At 70.8% G+C, this 17,769-nt stretch carries 15 protein-coding genes and 2 tRNA genes; 4 read left to right on the top strand and 13 right to left on the bottom strand.

Annotated elements, in window-relative coordinates:
- Window positions 1–14: 14 nt before the first annotated feature.
- The 6 genes from ORI94_RS17970 to ORI94_RS17945 all read right to left on the bottom strand — a co-directional run bounded on the left by ORI94_RS17970 (window position 15) and on the right by ORI94_RS17945 (window position 6,103).
- Window positions 15–335: a transposase gene (locus ORI94_RS17970; RefSeq protein WP_266076610.1), complete on the bottom strand. Its 321-nt coding sequence runs from the start codon at window positions 333–335 to the stop codon at window positions 15–17.
- Window positions 336–976: 641 nt separating this feature from the next.
- Window positions 977–2,263: an ATP-dependent Clp protease ATP-binding subunit ClpX gene (gene clpX, locus ORI94_RS17965; protein ID WP_266076608.1), complete on the bottom strand. Its 1,287-nt coding sequence runs from the start codon at window positions 2,261–2,263 to the stop codon at window positions 977–979.
- 189 nt (window positions 2,264–2,452) lie between these two features.
- Window positions 2,453–3,133: an ATP-dependent Clp protease proteolytic subunit gene (locus tag ORI94_RS17960; RefSeq protein ID WP_323056068.1), complete on the bottom strand. Its 681-nt coding sequence runs from the start codon at window positions 3,131–3,133 to the stop codon at window positions 2,453–2,455.
- 166 nt (window positions 3,134–3,299) lie between these two features.
- Window positions 3,300–3,908: an ATP-dependent Clp protease proteolytic subunit gene (locus tag ORI94_RS17955; protein WP_266076971.1), complete on the bottom strand. Its 609-nt coding sequence runs from the start codon at window positions 3,906–3,908 to the stop codon at window positions 3,300–3,302.
- 498 nt (window positions 3,909–4,406) lie between these two features.
- Window positions 4,407–5,858, bottom strand: coding sequence for a trigger factor (gene tig, locus ORI94_RS17950; RefSeq protein ID WP_266076605.1), 1,452 nt, complete (start codon window positions 5,856–5,858; stop codon window positions 4,407–4,409).
- 168 nt (window positions 5,859–6,026) lie between these two features.
- Window positions 6,027–6,103, bottom strand: a tRNA-Pro gene (locus ORI94_RS17945).
- 178 nt (window positions 6,104–6,281) lie between these two features.
- Between ORI94_RS17945 and ORI94_RS17940 the strand changes: the two genes are divergently transcribed.
- A tRNA-Gly gene (locus ORI94_RS17940) sits at window positions 6,282–6,355 on the top strand.
- A 90-nt stretch (window positions 6,356–6,445) separates the two neighbouring features.
- Here the strand turns inward: ORI94_RS17940 and ORI94_RS17935 are convergent.
- From ORI94_RS17935 to ORI94_RS17910, 6 genes are all read right to left on the bottom strand, one after another.
- Window positions 6,446–6,640: a hypothetical protein gene (locus tag ORI94_RS17935; protein ID WP_266076603.1), complete on the bottom strand. Its 195-nt coding sequence runs from the start codon at window positions 6,638–6,640 to the stop codon at window positions 6,446–6,448.
- Between the two features lie 894 nt (window positions 6,641–7,534).
- A complete protein-coding gene (locus tag ORI94_RS17930) occupies window positions 7,535–8,020 on the bottom strand; it encodes an HD domain-containing protein (RefSeq protein WP_266076600.1) in 486 nt (161 codons plus the stop codon).
- A 90-nt stretch (window positions 8,021–8,110) separates the two neighbouring features.
- The gene (locus tag ORI94_RS17925; protein ID WP_266076597.1) at window positions 8,111–9,289 is read right to left on the bottom strand and encodes a PP2C family protein-serine/threonine phosphatase; all 1,179 of its coding nucleotides are present in this window, start codon (window positions 9,287–9,289) and stop codon (window positions 8,111–8,113) included.
- 127 nt (window positions 9,290–9,416) lie between these two features.
- Entirely contained in the window at window positions 9,417–10,244 is an 828-nt protein-coding gene (locus ORI94_RS17920; protein ID WP_266076594.1) for an Fpg/Nei family DNA glycosylase, read from the bottom strand.
- Between the two features lie 157 nt (window positions 10,245–10,401).
- Window positions 10,402–10,887: a ribose-5-phosphate isomerase gene (locus ORI94_RS17915; RefSeq protein WP_266076591.1), complete on the bottom strand. Its 486-nt coding sequence runs from the start codon at window positions 10,885–10,887 to the stop codon at window positions 10,402–10,404.
- Between the two features lie 392 nt (window positions 10,888–11,279).
- Window positions 11,280–11,885, bottom strand: coding sequence for a biotin transporter BioY (locus ORI94_RS17910; protein WP_266076589.1), 606 nt, complete (start codon window positions 11,883–11,885; stop codon window positions 11,280–11,282).
- Window positions 11,886–12,358: 473 nt separating this feature from the next.
- On the opposite strand from ORI94_RS17910, the gene ORI94_RS17905 reads away from it, so the two are divergent.
- Together ORI94_RS17905 and ORI94_RS17900 are read left to right on the top strand one after the other, a co-directional pair.
- Window positions 12,359–13,801 carry an amino acid permease gene (locus tag ORI94_RS17905; protein WP_416237843.1) on the top strand — a complete coding sequence of 481 codons (1,443 nt, stop codon included), beginning with the start codon at window positions 12,359–12,361 and terminating at the stop codon, window positions 13,799–13,801.
- A gap of 177 nt (window positions 13,802–13,978) precedes the next feature.
- The gene (locus tag ORI94_RS17900) at window positions 13,979–14,221 is read left to right on the top strand and encodes a hypothetical protein (protein ID WP_266076584.1); all 243 of its coding nucleotides are present in this window, start codon (window positions 13,979–13,981) and stop codon (window positions 14,219–14,221) included.
- 49 nt (window positions 14,222–14,270) lie between these two features.
- Here ORI94_RS17900 and ORI94_RS17895 read toward each other — a convergent pair whose 3' ends face one another.
- Window positions 14,271–14,924 carry a DsbA family protein gene (locus tag ORI94_RS17895; protein WP_266076582.1) on the bottom strand — a complete coding sequence of 218 codons (654 nt, stop codon included), beginning with the start codon at window positions 14,922–14,924 and terminating at the stop codon, window positions 14,271–14,273.
- Between the two features lie 177 nt (window positions 14,925–15,101).
- Here ORI94_RS17895 and pepN point away from each other — a divergent pair, with 177 nt between their 5' ends.
- Entirely contained in the window at window positions 15,102–17,714 is a 2,613-nt protein-coding gene (gene pepN, locus ORI94_RS17890; protein ID WP_266076579.1) for an aminopeptidase N, read from the top strand.
- Window positions 17,715–17,769: the final 55 nt, after the last annotated feature.

Genomic DNA, 17,769 nt, shown 5'->3' with positions numbered 1-17,769 from the left:
TCCAACATCCGGGGTCAAGGCCCCTCGTCCAGCACGGCCCGGTGCAGGCGCCGCCACAACCCGTCCTTCGTACACGCGGAGAACCGGCGGTGCGCGGTGGCCGACGAGAGGCCGAACGTCTCCGGTAGATGCCGCCACGCACACTCGCTGGTCAGCACGTACACCACAGCGGTGAGCACCGCCCGCTCATCCACCAACGCAGTCCCTCCACCCTGCGGGCACGAGGTGAACGAAGGAAACAACGGCGCGACGAGCGACCAGAGTTCGTCAGGAACCAGCCGGTGCGAAAGATCGAGACTAGACGGGCTTGGCTTGATCAGATCGCAGATCAGCAAGAATCAATCGGCTAATGCCACCTCCATAGAGAGGGCACGGAGAGGATCACCCAGTTCCCCCTGAGTGCACCATTTACACAAGGCCACTATTAAGCCAACGGCCAGCAGTAAAAACCGCGGTCTTTGCGGCGAGGAATCGACCCCACTCAACACTCTCTCTCGAAAATGCGATAGAACAGACCTGTCATGATCATGACTTTCAGACCGTAGCCAGACAAGGGGATTTCACATGCTCAAGAGAGCGTTCACCATAGCCGGGCTTGTGGTTGCGGGGACGATCGTCCCGCTGGCCACAGCGGCGCCCGCATCCGCCACAGTTGCCCAATGCACGGGCGTCTTGCAAAATCTCGGGTACACGGTAGGAGCCAGGGCAACCACGGCTTGCACCTTCCCTGCCACGAAACAGCTCGGCCAGACCGTGCCTCACTGGAATTGCATAATTCAACTCCAGGCCATCCGTGTGAGCAACAGCGACGCGAACACAGCTTGTTCGTGGGCGTAAGTAAGCATCGCTCACACCTGTAGATAAGGAGGCTGCCCGTGGAACATTGCCCGGGCAGCCTCCTTCTTTATGTGCCGTAAGGTGGTGGGACGCTCCGCGAGCGTGCAGAACGCACCACCGAACCATTCAACTACTTGACCTACGCCGTCTTCTGCTCCCCCGACCCACGCCCCCGCGAATCCCGCGGGATCAGGGTCGGGTTGACGTTGGAGAGGACCACGTCCGCGGTGATCACCACGCGGGCGACGTCCTTGCGGGACGGGACCTCGTACATGACGCCCTGGAGGACTTCCTCCATGATGGCGCGCAGGCCGCGGGCACCGGTCTGACGGAGGATCGCCTGGTCGGCGATGGCCTCGAGGGCCTCGCGCTCGAAGTCCAGCTCCACGCCGTCGAGTTCGAAGAGGCGCTGGTACTGCTTGACGAGCGCGTTGCGCGGCTCGACGAGGATCTGGAGCAGGGCCTCGCGGTCGAGGTTGTGGACCGAGGTGATGACCGGGAGCCGGCCGATGAACTCGGGGATCATGCCGAACTTGACCAGGTCCTCCGGCATGACCTGCTCGAACCGGTCCTTGTCCTCCAGCTCCCGCTTGGAGCGGATGGTGGCGCCGAAGCCGATGCCCTTGGCCCCCGCACGGCCCTCGATGATCTTCTCCAGCCCGGAGAAGGCACCGCCCACGATGAACAGCACGTTCGTCGTGTCGATCTGGATGAACTCCTGGTGCGGGTGCTTGCGGCCGCCCTGCGGCGGGACGGACGCCGTGGTGCCCTCGAGGATCTTCAGCAGGGCCTGCTGGACGCCCTCGCCGCTCACGTCACGCGTGATCGACGGGTTCTCGCTCTTGCGCGCGACCTTGTCGATCTCGTCGATGTAGATGATGCCGGTCTCGGCCTTCTTGACGTCGTAGTCGGCGGCCTGGATCAGCTTCAGCAGGATGTTCTCGACGTCCTCGCCGACGTACCCGGCCTCGGTGAGGGCGGTGGCGTCCGCGATCGCGAACGGGACGTTCAGCATGCGGGCCAGGGTCTGGGCGAGGAGGGTCTTGCCGGAGCCGGTGGGGCCCAGCAGCAGGATGTTGGACTTCGCCAGCTCGATGGCGTCCTCGCGGCCCTGCGCGCCGCCGTTCTCCCCCGCCTGGACCCGCTTGTAGTGGTTGTAGACGGCGACGGAGAGGGCCTTCTTGGCCGATTCCTGGCCGACCACGTATCCCTCGAGGAACTCGTAGATCTCGCGGGGCTTGGGCAGTTCCTCCCAGCGGACCTCACTGGTCTCGGCGAGCTCTTCCTCGATGATCTCGTTGCAGAGGTCGATGCACTCGTCGCAGATGTACACACCGGGCCCTGCGATGAGCTTCTTGACCTGCTTCTGGCTCTTGCCGCAGAACGAGCACTTGAGCAGATCGCCGCCGTCACCGATGCGTGCCACGGTGTGCTTCCCCTTCGCCTGGGAGCCGCCTGGACGTCAACGCCCAACGACTCCTGGTGCTGCCTTATGTCCGACGGTACCTTGCCGGGCCCCCCGTTCGGGCCCCCCTCGGCACGGTTCGCTTCGACGCGGACCGTCATGAACCATGCCAAGGGGCGGCAGACAATACAGCCTCCCGGGCCCCACGCGTCAGCGCAGGCTGGAGTTGTCCATTTTCCGGGTGGTGATGATCTGGTCGATCAGACCGTAGTTCAGCGCGTCCTCGGCCGTGAGGATCTTGTCGCGCTCGATGTCCTCGCGGATCTTCTCGACCGGCGTGGTGGAGTGCTTGGCCAGCATGTCCTCGAGCTGCGAACGCATCCGGAGGATCTCGTTGGCGGCGATCTCCAGGTCGGAGACCTGGCCGCGGCCGGTCTCGCTGTACGGCTGGTGGATCAGCACGCGGGCGTTCGGAAGCGCCATGCGCTTGCCGGGCGTACCGGCGGCGAGCAGGACCGCGGCGGCGGAGGCCGCCTGGCCCATGCAGACCGTCTGCACGTCGGGCTTCACGTACTGCATGGTGTCGTAGATCGCCGTGAGGGCGGTGAAGGAGCCGCCGGGGCTGTTGATGTAGACGGAGATGTCCCGGTCGGGGTCCATCGACTCCAGGCACAGCAGCTGCGCCATGACGTCGTTGGCGGAGGCGTCGTCGATCTGCACGCCGAGGAAGATCACGCGCTCCTCGAAGAGCTTCGCGTACGGGTCGTACTCGCGGATGCCCTGGGAGGTGCGCTCGACGAAGCGCGGGATGACGTAGCGGGACTCGGCCGCGGGGCCGGTGTACTCGGCACGGGTGCGGTCGTACAGGCCGCTGCCGGGGAAGTCGTTCACAGTGTCTCCTGGAAAGGGGCTGAGGCGGTGGGCCGGGGCTGCTGGGGCTGCCACCGGGCCCTCGGAGCCGGTCCGGGCCGGTCCGGGCGGGTCTGCTCGGAGCCGGTCCCGTCCGGGTCGGGGTCCGGTGGGGGTCCTACGGGGCCGTGTGGCTCCCGTGGGCCGCTCAGGCCGCCCCGGTGCCGCCGCCGCCCGGCATGCCCGCGGCCGTGGGAATGACGTCGTCGATGAGGCCGTACTCCTTGGCCTCGAAGGCGTCGAACCAGCGGTCGCGGTCCGAGTCGCGGGTGATCTGCTCGATCGTCTGGCCCGTGTGCTGCGAGGTGAGCTCGGCCATGCGCTTCTTGGTGTGCAGCAGCCGCTCGGCGTGGATCTTGATGTCCGAGGCCGAGCCGGCCAGGCCGGCCGACGGCTGGTGGATCAGGATCTCCGCGTTCGGCAGCGCGAAGCGCTTGCCGGGCGTGCCCGCGCTGAGCAGGAACTGCCCCATCGAGGCCGCGAGGCCCATGGCGATGGTCACCACGTCGTTCTTGATGAACTGCATGGTGTCGTAGATCGCCATGCCGGCGGTGATCGAGCCGCCGGGGCTGTTGATGTAGAGGAAGATGTCCTTGTCCGGGTCGGCGGCAAGGAGCAGCAGCTGTGCGGTGATCTTGTTGGCGATGTCGTCGTCGACCGGCTGGCCGAGGAAGATGATCCGCTCGCCGAGCAGCCGGTTGTAGACCTGGTCGCCGAGGCCACCACCGATGGAAGGCTCGCCGGCGGCTGAAGGCATCAGATTCGTCACGTATCCACCTGCTCGTCTTACGACGGCGCCGGGCCGTCTCACGTGTTCTGCCGGGGCGTGGGGCCGTCCGGCCGTGCTCGCGGACTCCCCTGCCCTCGTACTCATGGACCCTAACGCGCGGGCTCCTTCGGGGAATCCCGGAGCGGGGGGTGTTCGCTGTGAGCGCAGGGTGCTCCGCCGGGTGCGCCGGGTCCCCGCATCGTGGGCGTATCCACCGGTGGAGATCCGGCAGGGCGCTTCCGACGGATCTCCGGGGAGGTAGGAGCGGCGTGTTCGGCGGGCCGGGAGCGCGTCGCCGGGCGTCGCGACGCCACGGGGGCCCGGCAGGGAGCGCCTCGGGCCGGGGCGGCCGGTGGCGCCCACGCGGCGGATCCGCACACCGGTACGGCCCCCGCGCCCCTGGGGCGGCTGCCCTGCCGTACGGCAGACGGGCCCCGGCATGAATGCCCGGGGCCCGTCGTGTGTCCGTCAGAGGCGACGCGAGGGTCAGCCCTCGGTCTTCTCCTCGGCCTTGTCGGCCTTGGCGTCGGCGTCGTCGGCCTTGGCGTCGGCCTTGTCGGCCTTGGCGTCGGCGGGGGCCTCGTCGGCGTCCGCGGCGGGGGCCTCGGTGCCCTCGCCCTCTTCCTCCTCGTCGTCGAGGTCGACGATCTCGCCGTTGGTGTCCTTGACCACGGCCTTCTCGACCACGGAGGCCAGGGCCTTGCCGCGGGCGACCTCACCGACCAGGAGCGGAACCTGGCCGCCCTCGACGACCGCCTGGGCGAACTGGTCGGGGGACATGCCGGAGGAGGCCGCACGCCGCATGAGGTGCTCGGTGAGCTCCTCCTGGTTGACGTTGTGCTTCTCCTGGTTGACCAGCTGGTCGAGGACGAACTGGGTCTTGATGCCCTTGACCGCGGCCTCGCGGGTCTCGGCGTCGAACTCCTCGGCGGTCTTGCCCTGGATCTCGAGGTACTTCTCGAGGTCGAGGCCCATCTGGCCGAGCTGGTGGTGCTCGAGGTTGTGCTTACGGGTGTTGACCTCGTCCTCGAGCAGCTTCTCGGGGACGGGGACCTCGACCAGCTCGAGCAGCTTGTCCAGGACGCGCTCCTGGGCCTGCGTGGCCTGGTCGTACTGCTTCATGTTCTCCAGGCGCTTGCGGCTGTCCGCGCGCAGTTCCTCGAGGGTGTCGAACTCGGAGGCCAGCTGCGCGAACTCGTCGTCCAGCTCGGGCAGTTCGCGCTTGGCGACCTGGGTGACCTTCACGGTGACCTCGGCCTCCTTGCCCGCCGCGGAGCCGCCCTTGAGCTCGGAGGTGAAGGTGGCCTCCTGGTCGGCCGACAGGCCCGTCACCGCGGCGTCGACGCCGTCCAGCAGCTCGCCGGAGCCGATGGTGTAGGAGACGCCGCTGGCGATGCCGTCCTCGAGGACCTCGCCGTCGACCTTGGCCTCGAGGTCGATCGTGACGACGTCGCCGTCCTCGGCGGCGCGCTCGACCGGGGCGGTGGAGGCGAAGCGCTCACGCAGCTCCTCGACGGCCTTGTCGACGTCCTCCTCGCTGACCTCGACGGCGTCGACCTCGACCTCGATGCCGGAGTAGTCCGGGATCTCGATGGTCGGGCGGATGTCGACCTCGGCGGTGAAGTTCAGCGTCTCGCCGTCCTTCAGCTCCGTGATGTCGACCTCGGGCTGGCCCAGCGGGTTCAGCTCGGCCTCGTTGACCGCGTCGGTGTAGAACTTCGGGAGCGCGTCGTTGACCGCCTCCTCCAGCACCGCACCGCGGCCGAACCGCTGGTCGATGACCCGGGCCGGGACCTTGCCCTTGCGGAAGCCCTTCACCGTGACCTGCTGGTTGATCTTCTTGTACGCCGCGTCGAGGCTGTCCTTGAGCTCCTCGAAGGGCACCTCGACAGTGAGCCGAACCCGAGTCGGGTTCAGGGTCTCCACGGCGCTCTTCACGGTTCGGTCTCCTTGGTGGCTGACTTCTGGATTTCTGCCGGGACCAGAACGGTCCGGCCGATTCGCAGCCCGGAGACTTCAGACGCTGAGCACACGGGCGTGCAGCTTGCATAGTAACGGCAGCGACTACAGCGACCCAAAGCCGATCACTGGCGGTGATCAGGTGACTGGTCGGGGTGGCGGGATTTGAACCCACGGCCTTCCGCTCCCAAAGCGGACGCGCTACCAAGCTGCGCCACACCCCGTCTGGTGCGACACGTAGGGTACATGCCGGCGCCCGGTCGGGGCGCCGCATTCACCGGGCGTGGCGCACGGCCCGGCGCGGCGCCGGGACCGGGACGGGCACCGGGTGTGCGACGAGGGCGCACCACCCGCTACGATGCCTGTCAGTACCGCGGCCCCAGGGCCCGCGGTGCGTGATGTGCGGGCGTAGCTCAATGGTAGAGCCCTAGTCTTCCAAACTAGCTACGCGGGTTCGATTCCCGTCGCCCGCTCCACACGGCACAGGGCCGGCCGGGGGTTCACTCCTCCGGCCGGCCCTGTGCGCGTTCTCGGACAGCGGCAGGGCCGGGCACCGGCGGAGGGCCTCAGAAGCTGATCGAGTTGACCATGTCCGCCAGCGAGTTCATGAAGCGGTTGATGGACGGCGCCATGCCGGTGGAGGCGAGGAAGAAACCGAAGAGGATCGCGACGATCGCAGGGCCGGCCTTGATGGAGCCGCCTCTGATCAGCACCACGAGGATGACCGCCAACAGCACCACCACAGACAGTGAAATGGCCACAACTGATCACACCCCTGGTCGGTCCGCTCGTCCGGTCCGGGTGACGCATCCCCGCGCGCCCCGCCAGAACCATCGTGCCACCAACAGGGCCGGGCTATGCGGCCAGTGACGCATCATCCGCCTCACATCGGCCGCGCCGCGCGTGCGCGCGCCGGCCCGGGAGGGAAACGGACCGGGCGCGACCGGGCACCGGGCGCGCCCCGTACGAAGCCAACGGCAGGATCTCGCACGGCAATTCGACTCACCACCCGCAGGCGGAATTCGACCGGGCCCGTGCCGTATCCACGCAACGCGTCCGCGGCTCTTCCCTTTTGCCGCCTCCGCACCCCGGCATATCACCGGGCAGGCCGCGGAGAGGAAGGGAGCCGACATCCCGCGGGCTCGCACGATGAGGCATATGCACCGTTCACCCTGGGGCCGATCGACGCATAACAGGCACACCGGATGCTCTGGAACCCTGCTCGTGCAGTGCGTTGGGCGTGCGCCGGCCGTCACGGCGACAGGGCCGTCGATATCCGCCGATCGCGGGTATCCGGAAGGGAGAACCGGAACCACGTGGGATTTTCACGCCTTTCACGGCGAACTCCAGAATGCCTCACATGTTCCGCGCCGCCCCGTCCCCCAGAAGCGCGGCGAGTGCGCCGGTCTCCTCCCGAGCTCCCGGCGGGTGGCCCGTGACCGACTCGCCTCGACCGGACGGCGGCCGCGGAGCGTCCGGAGCGCCGGGCTCCGGCGAGCGGCGGGACGCGTTCTCCGGCAGCGCCGAGGACCCGGCGGTCGTGCTGGTGGCCACAGGCCACTCCCGGGAGCCCGTCACGGGTGGCAGCCGGCCCCCGGAGGCCGCGTACACGGTCGTGTACGCGTGGCACGTGCCGGCCGTCGCTCCGCGTCCGGTCAGGCCGGCCGGTCCGGCCGGTCGCCCGCCACGAGGCCGAGGAGAGTGCGCATCCGCGCGTACTTCTCGGTCAGCCGGGTGCGGGTCTGCCCGTCGAGCACCGCCAGCCGCACCGGATCGGCGTTGTGCGCCAGGTCCGCCTCCTTCACGAGGAGCGCGCCGGGCGTCGCGAGGATGCGGGCCGCGTACACCTCGGGCGGCTCCCCGGACCGTTTGGTGACCGCGAGGACGATGTCCTTGGTCCGCCGGGACAGTGCCGCTTCCCGGAGCCACTCCTGCGACAGCTTGCCGTCCTCGACGGCGTCGTGCAGCCAGGCCGCCGCGACCTGCTCCTCGTCGCCGCCGCGCGCCGCGACGCCCTCGGCGACGGCCCTCAGGTGCTCGGCGTACGGCACGCCCGCCTTGTCGGTCTGGCCCTCGTGCACGGCGCGAGCGGTGGCCTCGATCTGGGCGGGGGTCAGCAGGTTGCGCGGTGTCCCGTTCACCCTTCCAGTGTCCCTCGCCTGCGACGACGAACAGACCGGAGGACGGCAGAAGAGTGGTGGCGCCGAGCCGTGGGGCCTCCGGTCGGCGGGTCAGCGGGTCGCGGCGGCCGTCGGGCCCTCGCGGCAGATCAGCAGGAGCGCCCGGTCGTCGTTGACGTCCTTGGCGACCGCTTCGATGAGGTGCCAGGCCGCTCCGTGGAAGCCGCCGGCGACATAGCGGTCGGCCTCGCCGGTGAGGCGGTCGATGCCTTCGACGATGTCCCGCTCCGACGTCTCCACCAGGCCGTCGGTGAACAGCATCAGCACGTCGCCGGCGCGCAGTGAGCCCTTCACCGGGTCGAACTGGGCGCCGTCGTAGACACCGAGGAGCGGGCCGTCGGCCGTCTTCTCCTCCCATTTGCCGCTGCCCGCGCTGAGTTGGAGGCCCGGCGGATGTCCGGCGGAGTACAGCTCGTAGTCGCCGGAGTCCAGGTCGAGGACGAGGTGGATGGAGGTGGCGAAGCCCTCCTCCCATTCCTGGCGGAGGAGGTAGCCGTTGGCGGCCGGCAGGAAGGCGTGCGGCGGGAGGCTGCCGAGCAGGCCGCCGAAGGCGCCGGACAGCAGCAGGGCACGCGATCCGGCGTCCATGCCCTTGCCGGACACGTCGGTCAGGACGACTTCCAGCGTGCGCCCGCCGTTGGTGCGGGCGGCGACCACGAAGTCGCCCGAGAAGGACTGGCCGCCCGCGGGGCGCAGGGACATCTCCCGGTGCCATCCGCTGGGCAGGGTCGGCAACTGGCTCTGGACGCGGATGCGTTCACGCAGGTCGAACAGCATGGTGCCGCCCCGCCGCCAGGGCACGCCGACCCGGCTGCGGAACTGGGCGACGACCAGGCCGAAGAAGCCTCCGGCGGCCACCACGAGGACGACGCCGGGGGTGACCCGGGAGGCGCCCTCGGTGTACGGGCCGAGGCGGACGGCCTCCACGATCAGCGCGGTTGCCGCCGCCGCGTACAGGCCGAGCAGGCTCGCCGGGCGCAGCAGCAGCCCGCCGGCGACGATCGGCAGGACCAGGGCGGAGGGCGCGAACCACACGGAGTTGGCGAGGGTCGCCGCCGCGATGAGCGGGATCGTCAGCAGCAGCCCCGCGAGGGCTATCCAGTCGGAGCCGTCCCCACGGAAGTAGTCGACGGCGGCCCGGCGCATGCCGACGCGGGCCCGGTGCCACTGCTTCTTCACCCGGGCCGTCAACGTGTCGGCTTCTGCGCGCCTCTCTCGTCCTGCTGCCATCAGTTCGGGACCCTATCCATCGGACCGGCCACTTGGCACGGGAGGTCCTGGTTGTCCCTCGTTGGGGGACCGACTTCACAGTCAACTTCACCGGGGGCCCTCGCGGGGGGCGTCCGGCGGAAAATCTCTAACGGTGTTGGCAGGCGGGGCACCAGAAGAGGTTACGGGCGGCGAGAGGGGCGGTGCGGATCTCGCCGCCGCAGAGGTGGCAGGGCTGATGGGCCCGGCGGTAGACGTACACCTCGCCGCCGTGGTCGTCGACGCGCGGCGGGCGGCCCATCGCCTCCGGGGTGTGCTGCGGACTGACGGTGTCGATGCGGTTGTTGCGGACGCCCTCGCGCATCAGTCCGACCAGATCGGTCCAGAGCGCGTCCCACTCGGCGGGGGTGATGTCCCGGCCCGCGCGGTAGGGGTCGATGCGGTGCCGGAAGAGGACCTCGGCGCGGTAGACGTTTCCGACGCCGGCGATGACCTTCTGGTCCATGAGGAGCGCGGCGATCGTCGTACGGCTGCGGCTGATCCTGCGGTAGGCGGCGTCCGGTTCGGCGTCCGGGCGCAGAGGGTCGGGGCCCAGGCGGTCGTGTGCCGCCCGCTTCTCGGGGCCGGTGATCAGGGCGCAGGTGGCGGGTCCGCGGAGGTCGGCGTACGCCGTGGGGTGCGCGAGGCGCAGGCGGACGGTGTCCGTGGGCGGGGGCACGGGGGCCGGGCCCAGGGTGACCTTGCCGAAGAGGCCGAGGTGGATGTGGACCCAGGCGGTGTGCTCGGGGTCGGGGTCACGGAAGCCGAGGAAGAGGTGCTTGCCGTGGGCGTCGGCGGTGTGCAGGGGGGTGCGGTCGAGGAGGGCGGCGGCGTCGCTGAACTTGCCCTGGGGGCTGGTGACGCGCAGGGGGCTGCCGTCGGCGAAGGCGGCGGCGTAGTCCTCGGCCAGCCGGTGGATGGTGTGGCCCTCCGGCACGGGTCCGGTCCCTTCCTTCTCTGCTCTCTTCCGCTCTCGTCCGCCGTCGCCGGCCACGGCCTGCCGGGGCCGGCGCGTCCGTCCGCCCCGCCGTGGTGGGAGCTGCTGCTCCCCGGCGGGGCGCGGACGGGCCGGGCGCGGACGGGCCGGGCGCCGGCTACTGCTGGGGGTGGTGGGGCGGGATCGGGGGAAGGTCGCCGGTGGTCTCGTAGTCCGCGAGCATGTCGATGCGGCGGCTGTGGCGCTCGTCGCCCGAGAACGGGGTGCCCAGGAAGATCTCGACGAACTTCGTCGCCTCGTCCGTGGTGTGCATGCGCGCACCCACCGCGACCACGTTGGCGTCGTTGTGCGTGCGGCCCAGCGCCGCGGTCTCCTCGCTCCACGCCAGGGCCGCCCGTACGCCCTTGACCTTGTTCGCGGCGATCTGCTCACCGTTGCCGGAGCCGCCGATCACGATGCCGAGGCTGCCGGGGTCGGCGGCGGTCCGCTCGGCCGCGCGCAGGCAGAAGGGCGGGTAGTCGTCCTGGGCGTCGTAGAGGTGGGGCCCGCAGTCGACGGGCTCGTGCCCCGCCTCCTCGAGCCACGCGGCGAGGTGGTTCTTGAGTTCGTATCCGGCATGGTCGGAACCGAGGTACACGCGCATGCTCCGAGTGTGCCACGGCGGATCGCGCGCGGGAGCGGCGGGGCGGGGGCACGGGCACGGGACGCGAGGGGTGGGAGCGGGGGCACCGTGCGCCGGCCACCGCGGGCGCGGAGCGGCGACGCGCGCCGCCCCGCCCTGCCCCGCCCCGAGCCGGCGCGGAGCGACCGGCACGACGGGGCCGCGTTCCTCGCGGCCGGGACGGCCGGGTCGTGGTGGTCACGGCGGCCACGGCGGCGGGAGGGCCGGCCGGCCCCGCCGGCAGGCCCCGCCGGTGGCACCGCCCCATGAGCCCCGGGAACACGGAAGGAGGCCGGCCGGGCGCTGTACGCGCGCCCGGCCGGCCTCCTTCCTGCTTGTCCGTCCGTGCCGGATCGGCCCGAGGAATCCTGCCGTCAGCGCTTGTTGACGAACCGCCAGGCGGTGGGGAGCACTCCCATGGCCAGGGCCGCCTTCAGGGCGTCGCCGATGAGGAACGGGGTGAGGCCGGCCGCGACCGCGGCGGAGGCGGACATGCCGGTGGCCAGCGCCAGGTAGGGCACGCCGACGGCGTAGATGACCGCCGAGCCGAGCAGCATGGTGCCCGCCGTCCGCCAGGCGGAGCGGTCGGCGCCGCGGCGGGCGAGGGAGCCCACCACGACCGCGGCCAGCAGCATGCCGAGGACGTAGCCGAACGACGGCATCCCGATGCCGGACCCGCCCTCGGCGAACCACGGCACGCCGGCGGCGCCCGCCATCGCGTACAGCGCGAGGGCGAACAGACCGCGCCGGGCACCGAGGGCGGTGCCGACGAGGAGCGCGGCGAAGGTCTGGCCGGTCACCGGGACCGGGGAGCCCGGGACGGGGACGGCGAGCTGGGCGGCGACGCCGGTGAGCGCGGCACCCCCGACGACGAGGGCGACGTCCCGTACGCGGGACGCCGGGACGAGGTCGGCGAGGACCAGGCCGACTCGGATTCCGCCCTGCTGGGGCAGAGCGGATGGGGCGGCTGCGGTGCTCATGGGGACTCCGCGGAGGTGAGGGCGGTTCGGGACACCGCGACGCTATCCCAGCGTCCTCGCGCCGATCACCGTCAGCGCTCGACAAAGGCTCCGGCACGCCCGTGGTGGGCTCCGGACAAAGAACTCCCGCCAACCCGGGTACGGGGTGATGCCGGTCACTGAGGCGACGTGGCCTCTCCTACAGGACCCGGTCGGTCGGCGTCTGTAGGGTCCCGCCAAAGCGGCCGGCTCCGGTTTCCCTCCGCCGGCAGGCAGAGGCGGAGCCGGCCGACGAGCCCGCGGCCGCAGTCGCAGTCGCAGTCGCAGTCGCAGCCACAGCCACAGCCACAGCCACAGCCACAGCCATCAGGTAACCGGAACGCTACCCTCCGCACCGAGCGCGTCCACATGCTGGACACCCCTCTCCGGCGCCCGGGAGGGACACCCAGACTGACCTGGTTTTTGCCGTCTCCCGTATTGGACGAGCCGTGTCCGTGCCCAGCCCCTCCACCGAGACACCCGAGCCACCCGAGGCCCCCCGCACACCCGACACGTCACCGCAGGAAGGCGTCCCGCTCTCCCACGGCCTCAAGCAGCGTCATCTGTCGATGATCGCCCTGGGCGGGGTGATCGGGGCCGGGCTGTTCGTCGGCTCCGGCGCGGGCATCGCCGCCGCGGGACCGTCGATCGTCGTCGCCTACGCCCTCTCCGGCCTGCTGGTGATGCTGGTGATGCGGATGCTCGGCGAGATGTCGGCCGCGTACCCGTCGTCGGGTTCGTTCTCGGCGCACGCCGAGCGGGCGATCGGGCCCTGGGCGGGCTTCGCCTCGGGCTGGGCGTTCTGGGTGCTGCTGTGCACGGCGGTCGGCCTGGAGGGCATCGGCGCCGCGAAGATCGTCACCGGCTGGCTCCCGGGCACGCCCGAGTGGGCGTGGGTGGCGCTGTTCATGGTGATGTTCTGCGCCACGAACCTCGCGGCCGTGGGGAAGTTCGGCGAGTTCGAGTTCTGGTTCGCGGCACTGAAGGTCGGCGCGATCTCGCTGTTCCTGGTGCTCGGCGCACTGGCCGTCGCGGGCGTCCTGCCGGGCACCGACTCCCCGGGCGCCTCGAACCTCACCCCGCTGTTCCCGAACGGCGGCGAGGGGCTGGTGATCGGCCTGCTCGCGTCCGTCTTCGCGTACGGAGGCCTGGAGACGGTCACCATCGCCGCGGCGGAGTCGGAGAACCCGGTCAAGGGTGTCGCGCGCGCGGTCCGTACGGCGATGTGGCGGATCGCGCTGTTCTACGTCGGCTCGATGGCGGTCGTCGTCGCCCTGGTCCCGTGGGACTCGCCGGCGGTCGTCGAGCAGGGCCCGTACGTCGCCGCCCTGGACCGGCTCGGCATCCCGGGCGCCGGGCAGCTGATGAACGTCGTGGTGCTGGTGGCGCTGCTGTCCGCGATGAACGCCAACATCTACGGCGCCTCGCGCATCGGCTACTCCCTGGTGCGGCGCGGTCAGGGGCCGAAGGTGCTGGGCCTGGTGTCGGCCGGGGTGCCGCGGGTCGCCGTGCTGGCCTCGTCGGCCTTCGGGTTCCTGTGCGTGCTGCTCAGCTACTGGCGGCCCGACGACGTCTTCCCCTGGCTGCTGAACATGATCGGCGCGGTGATCCTCGTCGTCTGGATCTTCATCGCCGCCTCCCAGCTGCGGCTGCGCCGCGTCCTGGAACGGGAGGCGCCCCAGAGGCTGGTGGTCCGGATGTGGGCGTTCCCGTGGCTGACGTGGATCGCGCTGGCCGGGATGGGCGCCGTCTTCGTCCTGATGGCCCGGGAGCCGGACACGCGTGTACAGCTGTACTCGACGGGCGGCATGACCCTCCTCCTGGCGGCCGCGGGCTACGTCCGGCAGCGGGCCGGGGCATGCTCCTCCCAGGGCTCGCGCACGGACACGGGGAACTGAACCCCGCGCACACCACTCCTCCTGCTGTTAGCCTGCAGTTGCAAGCATCCTGCAATAAGCATCCTGCCCCGTGATCGTCTTCTCACCGTTCACCCGGCAGGCGGAAAGACGGAAGCCCCCGCGAGGACTCGACTCGCGGGGGCTTCCGGTATGCGGCGTTCCGGGTCAAAGTGCCTCATGACGACACCCAGGACCAAGAAGTATCCCTGCTCGACGTGCGACGCGGAGCAACTGCATCGTCAGCTGGACAGGGCGGAGCAGGAGAAGCTGAAGGAGAGGCTGGGGCGGGCGGGGGTCAGTGAGTTCTGGATCTGTGTGAACGTACTGGACCCGGACTCCGGCAGGCAGTGCCGCAACCTGCGCACGGGGTGGACGATGAAGCCGTTCCCCAAGCCCATCCGCCTGCCCGAACCGGAGTGACGGGCCCGGTGCCGCCTCCGGCCGAGGCGGCCGGCCCCGAAGCGTCCCGTCACAGGTTGCCGAAGTCCGGGCCCTTCGTCCGCGTGCGCTTGATCTCGTAGAAGCCGGGGACGGAGGCCACGGCGAGGGTGCCGTCCCAGAGCCGGGCGGCCTCCTCGCCCTTGGGGGCGGGGGTGACGACCGGGCCGAAGAAGGCGATCTGCTCGCCGTCGGCGCCGGGCACGGCGATGACCGGGGTGCCGACGTCCTGGCCGACCTTGTCGATGCCCTCCTTGTGGGAGGCGCGCAGCTGGGGCTCGTAGGGGGTGTCGTCCCAGTGGTCCATGAGGGAGTCGGGCAGCCCGACCTCCTTCAGGGCGGCGGCCACGGCCTCCTTCTCCGGCCCCTCACCCTGGTTGTGGATACGGGTGCCGAGCGCGGTGTAGAGGTCGCCGAGCACCTCGGCGCCGTGCTCCTCCCGGGCCGCGGCGACGACGCGGACGGGGCCCCACGCCTTGGTCGCGAGCATCTCGGCGTACTCCTCGGGCAGCTCGTCGAGCTTGTCCTCGTTGAGCACGGCGAGACTCATCAGGTGCCAGCGGACCTTGATGTCCCGCACCTTCTCCACCTCCAGCACCCAGCGGGAGGTCATCCAGGCCCAGGGGCACAGCGGGTCGAACCAGAAGTCGACGGGAGTGGGGGTGGACGTGGACGTGTCCGGCATGTCGCTCCTCGAAAGGGAAGTGAAGTACGGGGAACCGCTTCCCACGCGAACACCCGCGCTTCCCCCTCCATTCCCGTCCCTCCGGTTCCCGGCTGCCCCGCGTCAGGGGCGCATGGCAGGATCGGTGCTGTACAGACCTGTCGACGACGCACGAGACGACGCATGAGGAGTCCGCCTGTGCCCGGTGAGAACCTGACCCGCGACGAGGCCCGGGAGCGGGCCGCACTGCTGTCGGTGGACGGGTACGAGGTGTCCCTCGACCTGCGCTCCGCGATCGGCGCGGCCGACGCGGCCGGCACGACCGGTGGGGAGGGTGGGGGCGGCGCGGACGGGCCGCGCACGTTCCGCTCCGTGACGACCGTCCGGTTCCGCTGTGCGGAGCCCGGCGCGAGCAGCTTCGCGGACCTGATCGCGCCGGGCGTGACGGCCGTCTCGCTCAACGGGCGGGACCTCGACCCCGGAGAGGTGTTCGACGGCTCCCGGCTGCTCCTCGACGACCTGGCCGCCGACAACGAGCTGATCGTCGACGCGCGGTGCGCGTACTCCCGTACCGGTGAGGGCCTGCACCGCTTCGTCGACCCCGAGGACGGCGAGGTCTACCTCTACACCCAGTACGAGCCGGCCGACGCCCGCCGGGTGTACGCCACCTTCGAGCAGCCCGACCTCAAGGCGCCCCACCGCTTCGAGGTGCGGGCCCCCGAGGGCTGGACGGTGTGGAGCAACGGGGTCGGTGAACTCACCGACGGCGTGTGGCGGTTCGCGGAGACCAAGCCGATCTCGACGTACATCACCTGCGTGGTCGCCGGGCCGTACCACTACGTCACCGACTCCTACGAGCGTGAGCTGCCCGACGGCACACGGCTGGAGATCCCGCTCGGCGCGATGTGCCGCAAGGGTCTCGCGCCGCACTTCGACGCCGACGACATCTTCCTGGTGACCAAGCAGGGCCTGGACTTCTTCCACGACCACGTCGACTACCCGTACCCCTTCGGGAAGTACGACCAGGCGTTCGTGCCCGAGTACAACCTGGGCGCGATGGAGAACCCGGGTCTGGTGACCTTCCGGGAGGAGTACATCTTCCGCGGCAAGGTCACCCGGGCCTCCTACGAGGGCCGCGCCAACACGATCCTGCACGAGATGGCGCACATGTGGTTCGGCGACCTGGTCACCATGGAGTGGTGGGACGACCTGTGGCTGAAGGAGTCCTTCGCCGACTTCATGGGCGCCTTCTCGCTCGTGGGCGCCACCCGGTTCACCGACGGCTGGGTCACCTTCGCCAACCGTCGCAAGGCCTGGGCGTACCGCGCGGACCAGCTGCCGTCCACGCACCCGGTCACCGCGGACATCCGCGACCTGCAGGACGCCAAGCTGAACTTCGACGGCATCACGTACGCCAAGGGCGCCTCGGTGCTCAAGCAGCTGGTGGCGTACGTCGGCCAGGACGCTTTCCTGGAGGGCGCCCGGCGCTACTTCAAGCGGCACGCGTACGGCAACACCCGGCTCGGTGATCTGCTGTCGGTCCTCGAGGAGACCAGCGGGCGCGACATGACGGCGTGGTCGCGGGCCTGGCTCCAGACGGCCGGGGTCAACTCCCTGACGCCGCAGGTGCTGTTGACCGCGGAGGGCAGGATCGACGAGCTGGCGGTGGTGCAGGAGGCCGCCGAGTCGCTCCCGGAACTGCGCCCGCACCGGGTCGCGGTGGGCCTGTACCGGCGGACGGACGGCGGCGCGCTGGAGCGGTACGCGCGCGCCGAGGCGGACGTCGACGGGGCCCGTACGGTCGTCGCGGAACTCGCCGGGGCCGAGGCGCCCGAGCTGGTGCTGGTCAACGACGACGACCTCACGTACTGCAAGATCCGCTTCGACGAGACCTCGCTGGCCACGCTCCGCGAACACCTGGGCGCGCTGACCGACCCCCTGGCCCGCGCCCTGTGCTGGTCGGCGCTGTGGAACCTCACCCGGGACGCGCTGCTGCCCGCGCGGGAGTTCGTGGACCTGGTCCTGCGGTTCGGCGGGCGCGAGTCCGACATCGGCGTGCTCCAGATGCTGCACGCCTGGGCCGAGTCGGCGATCGTCCACTACGCGGCGCCCGCCTGGCGAAGGACCGGCGGCCGGCTGCTCGCCGAGGGTGCCCGGCGCGAGCTGGAGGCCGCCGCGCCGGGCAGCGAGCAGCAGCTGGCCTGGGCCCGCTTCTTCGCCCGGTCGGCCGGCGCGCCGGGCGACTTCCAGCTGCTCCAGGAGCTGCTGTCGGGCACGGTGACGGTCGAGGGGCTCGACGTCGACCAGGAACTGCGCTGGGTGTTCCTGGAGCCGCTGGCAGCGCACGGGCTCGCCGACGAGAAGGCGCTGGCCGGGGAGCTGGCCCGGGACGACACCGCCTCCGGCAGGCGCCACCAGGTCCGCTGCCTGGCCGCCCGCCCGTCGGCGGAGGTCAAGGCGGCGGACTGGGACCGGGTCGTGGAGTCGCGGGAGCTGTCCAACGCGCTGGTGGAGGCGACCATCGCCGGTTTCGCCCAGCCCTCGCAGCGGGAGCTGCTCGCCCCGTACGCGGAGAAGTACTTCGCGGTGATCGAGCGGGTGTGGGAGGAGCGGTCGATCCAGATCGGCATGCACGTGGTGCGGGGTCTGTTCCCCGAGCTGCTGGACTCGCCCGGGACGCTGGACGCGACGGACGCGTGGCTCGCGGCCCACGAGGACGCGCCCCCGGCGCTGCGCCGCCTGGTGCTGGAGGCCCGGGACGATCTGGCCCGTGCGCTGCGCGGCCAGGCGTGCGACGCGGCGGCGGGGTGACTGCGGGCGCGTCCCGCAGGACAGGCCCGCGGTCACCCCGCCGGGACGCGCGCTC

This window comes from Streptomyces sp. NEAU-W12 (assembly GCF_026242095.1).
In the GTDB taxonomy this organism is placed as follows: domain Bacteria; phylum Actinomycetota; class Actinomycetes; order Streptomycetales; family Streptomycetaceae; genus Streptomyces.
The sequence above is the reverse complement of the archived record's forward strand: the minus strand, read 5'-3'. Positions and strand labels throughout refer to the sequence as shown.